The sequence below is a fragment of the Microbacterium sp. HMWF026 genome, from assembly GCF_003061325.1.
Taxonomy (GTDB): domain Bacteria; phylum Actinomycetota; class Actinomycetes; order Actinomycetales; family Microbacteriaceae; genus Microbacterium; species Microbacterium testaceum_E.
The window spans coordinates 29,170-32,432 of record NZ_QAJB01000463.1; the positions used below are offsets into that span (position 1 = coordinate 29,170).

The window sequence follows — 3,263 nt, forward strand, 5'->3', positions numbered from 1 at the left end:
CCCCACAGCGCCCCGATCCCGTAGGGTCCGTAGACCTTGTGCCCCGAGAAGACGGCGAGATCGACCCCGGATGCCGGAAGGTCGAGCGCGAGGTGCGGAGCCGACTGGCACGCGTCGAGCACCGTCAGCGCACCCGCGCCGCGAGCGAGCGTGACGAGCTTGGCGACCGGGTTGACGATGCCGAGGACGTTCGAGACGTGCGGGAACGCCACGACCTTCGTGCGCTCGCCGATGAGCTCGGCCGCGGCGCGCATGTCGAGCGTGCCGTCGTCGAGCACGGGGATGTGGCGCAGGCGCGCACCCGTGCGGGCGGCGAGTTCCTGCCAGGGGATGAGGTTGGCGTGATGCTCGGCCTCGGTCACGACGATCTCGTCGCCCTCGCGCAGGCGCCCGGCGTAGCCCAGCGAGCCGGCGACCAGGTTGAGGCCCGCGGTGGCCCCGCTCGTCCAGACGAGCTGCTCGGGCTCGGCGCCGACGAACTCGGCGACCGTGACACGGGCGTCCTCGAACAGCTCGGTGGCCTCGGCGGCGAGGGTGTGAGCGCCGCGGTGCACGGCGGCGTTCGCGCGCTCGAGAAAGCCGCGCTCGGCGTCGAGGACGGCGCGGGGCTTCTGACTCGTCGCCCCGGAATCGAGGTAGACCAACGGATGTCCGTCGATCTCGGTCTCGAGGATCGGGAAGTCGGCGCGCACGGCCGCGACGTCGAAGGGGAGTGTCACTGTTCTAGGCTACGCGGCGGCGGGTGCGCGGGCGCCGGTCGCGGCGTGCGGGCGGTCGCGGGCGGCGTGCGGGCGGTCGCGGTGCGCGGGCGGCTGGGACCCATCGGGCCGCGAGACTGCACCGGGCTGACAACTCGGCGACGTTCTGCAACCGAGTTGTCAGCCGGATGCAGTCTCGGCGTCCGTGCCGCGCGTCCGGGCGCCGGGCGCCGGGCGCGAGCGAAGGATGAGAATCCGAGCGCGGGCCGTTCGCGAAGCGTGAGGATCGCGGCACCGCACGACCACGGAGCGTAGACCGGATGCCATGACCCTCACGGCCCTGCTTCCCACCCTGCGCGCCAGCATCCCGGCGCCGTTCGACGCCTCGGCGTGGCCCGCCGGATCGGCGCCGACGCTCGACGACGTCACCGTGCGCGCGATGTCGGTCGGTCGTTTCGCCGACATCTGCGGCACGCCCTGCGTGTGCACGGGGCCGGCGGTGATCCCGGCGTCGGGAGGGGTGGCATCCCCCGTCCTGTCGACGACGGTGATCGTGGCCACGGTGACGGATGCCGGCCCCGACACCGTGCGCCTGGACGCGTGCGCCGCGGGACTCGATGTCATCTGGCGCGAGGCGCGGCTGCTCGGCCGGGTGTCGCACGCGTACGACGAGCCCTTCGCCGTGCTCGACGCACATGGGGAGGAACCGTGCGGCACGGTGGTGCTCCCCGGCGACGTGCGCGTGGGCGACCGGATCGCCGTCCCCTGCCCCGGATGCCACACGGTCGGCGAGGTCCGCTGATGCTGCTGCACTCGATCGTCTATGCCTGCCGCTGCGCCCGCGTACAGGCGGAGTTCGAGGCCTGCGCGGCCGACGACGAGGTCGAGGGCGAGCCCGGCTCCCGCTGAACCGACGTGCCGGGCTCCGGAGTGGATGCCGCGATCCGGCGTCGCCGCCGCGCCTTACGCCTCCGCCCGCCGGATGTTTCCGGAGCCCGGCACCTCGATGCATCGAAGGCGCGTCGCCGCTCCGCCCGCCGGATGTTCCGGAGCCCGGCACCTCAATGCTCCGAAGGCGCGTCACCGCTCCGCCGGCCGGCTGTGCCGGAGCCCGGCACCTCTATGCGTCGAAGGCGCGTCACCGCCCCGCCGGCCGGATGTTCCGGAGCCCGGCACCTCGACGCGTCGAAGGCGCGTCACACCACCAGCCGGTACCCCATGCCCTGCTCGGTCAGCAGGTGCACCGGCGCCGAGGGATCGGCTTCGAGCTTCTTGCGCAACTGCGACATGTACAAGCGCAGGTAGCCCGAGTCGGCGACCTGCTCGCTCGCCCAGATCTCTTTCAGCAGCGTCTGGCGGGTGACCAGCGACCCCGGGTTGCGCGCGAGGAACTCCAGCATCCGCCACTCCGTCGGCGTGAGGTGCACGCGCGCGCCGCCCCGCAGTACGGCCTTCGCCGCCAGGTCGACCTCGACGTCGCCGAAGCGCACGGTCGACTCCCCGCTCGCGGGAACCGTGCGCCGCGCGTGCACGCGCAGGCGCGCGAGCAGCTCGTCGATCTGGAACGGCTTGGTCACGTAGTCGTCGGCTCCCGCGTCGAGGGCCTCGACCTTGTCGGCCGAGCCGGTGCGGCCCGAGACGACGATGATCGGCGCGGTCGTCCACCCGCGCAGCGCCTGGATGACCTGCACGCCGTCGAGGTGCGGCATCCCGAGGTCCAGCAGGACGAGATCGGGGTGGGCCTGGGCGGCGAGCGTGATGGCCGCGGCCCCGTCGGCCGCGGCGACGACGTCGTAGCCGTGCGCGGCGAGGGTGATGCGCAGGGCCCGGACCAACTGCGGGTCGTCGTCGGCGATGAGGATCTTCATGCGATGCTCCTGGGGGTTCCGGATGCCGTGGCATCCGCTTTCTCGACGGGCAACGCCACCACCATCGTGAGGCCGCCGCCGGGGGTGTCTTCGGGGGTGAGGGTGCCGCCCATGCCCTCGGCGAAGCCGCGCGAGAGGGCGAGGCCCAGGCCGAGTCCGGCCGTGTTGTCGGTGTCGCCCAGACGTTGGAACGGCGAGAACATGTCCTCGCGGCGGTCGGCCGCGATGCCGGGGCCGTGGTCGATGACGCGGATCTCGGCGGTCCCGCCGAGGCGGCTCGTCGCGATGCGGACGCGCTCGCCGTCGGGAGTGTAGCGCTGCGCGTTCGTGAGCACGTTGACGAGCACGCGTTGCAGCAGCACGGGGTCGGCGCGCAGCAGGGGCAGGTCGGGGTCGAGGGCGAGTTCGACGTCGTCGGGACCGAGATCGAGCTCGTCGAGGGCCATCAGCACGACGCCCGCCGCATCGGTCGCCGTCAGCGACACGGCGAGCACGCCCGCCTGCACGCGGCTGACGTCGAGCAGATCGGTGACCAGCACCGACAGCGTCGCGAGGCTCTCGTCGGCGGTCTCGAGCAGTTCGCGGCGGTCGTCGTCCGACAGCTGGTCGCCCGCGGCGCGCAGGCCGCCGAGCGAGGCGACGGCCGCGGCGAGGGGGCGACGCAGGTCGTGGCTCACCGCCGACAGCAGGGCGCTGC

General features: G+C 73.2%; 4 protein-coding genes. 1 reads left to right on the forward strand and 3 read right to left on the reverse strand.

From position 1 onward, the window contains the following. The coding region (locus tag DBR36_RS18710; RefSeq protein ID WP_258222958.1) for an aminotransferase class V-fold PLP-dependent enzyme at window positions 1–719 on the reverse strand (719 nt) is incomplete at its 3' end. A gap of 304 nt (window positions 720–1,023) precedes the next feature. On the opposite strand from DBR36_RS18710, the gene DBR36_RS16855 reads away from it, so the two are divergent. Beyond that, window positions 1,024–1,500 (forward strand): hypothetical protein, encoded by a 477-nt coding sequence (locus tag DBR36_RS16855; RefSeq protein WP_108320839.1) that lies wholly within the window; start codon window positions 1,024–1,026, stop codon window positions 1,498–1,500. Between the two features lie 394 nt (window positions 1,501–1,894). On the opposite strand, the gene DBR36_RS16860 is transcribed toward DBR36_RS16855, so the two are convergent. Together DBR36_RS16860 and DBR36_RS18715 are read right to left on the reverse strand one after the other, a co-directional pair. Beyond that, window positions 1,895–2,566, reverse strand: coding sequence for a response regulator (locus DBR36_RS16860; RefSeq protein ID WP_108320840.1), 672 nt, complete (start codon window positions 2,564–2,566; stop codon window positions 1,895–1,897). Further along, on the reverse strand, window positions 2,563–3,263 hold a 701-nt coding region (locus tag DBR36_RS18715), incomplete at its 5' end, for a sensor histidine kinase KdpD (RefSeq protein ID WP_258222954.1). The genes DBR36_RS16860 and DBR36_RS18715, both read right to left, overlap by 4 nt.

What these genes read in the sequence shown, in the direction of transcription:
- DBR36_RS16855 (WP_108320839.1), top strand. Translation starts at nt 1,024, where the DNA reads ATGACCCTCACGGCCCTGCTTCCCACCCTGCGCGCCAGCATCCCGGCG.
- DBR36_RS16860 (WP_108320840.1), bottom strand. Translation starts at nt 2,566, where the DNA reads ATGAAGATCCTCATCGCCGACGACGACCCGCAGTTGGTCCGGGCCCTG.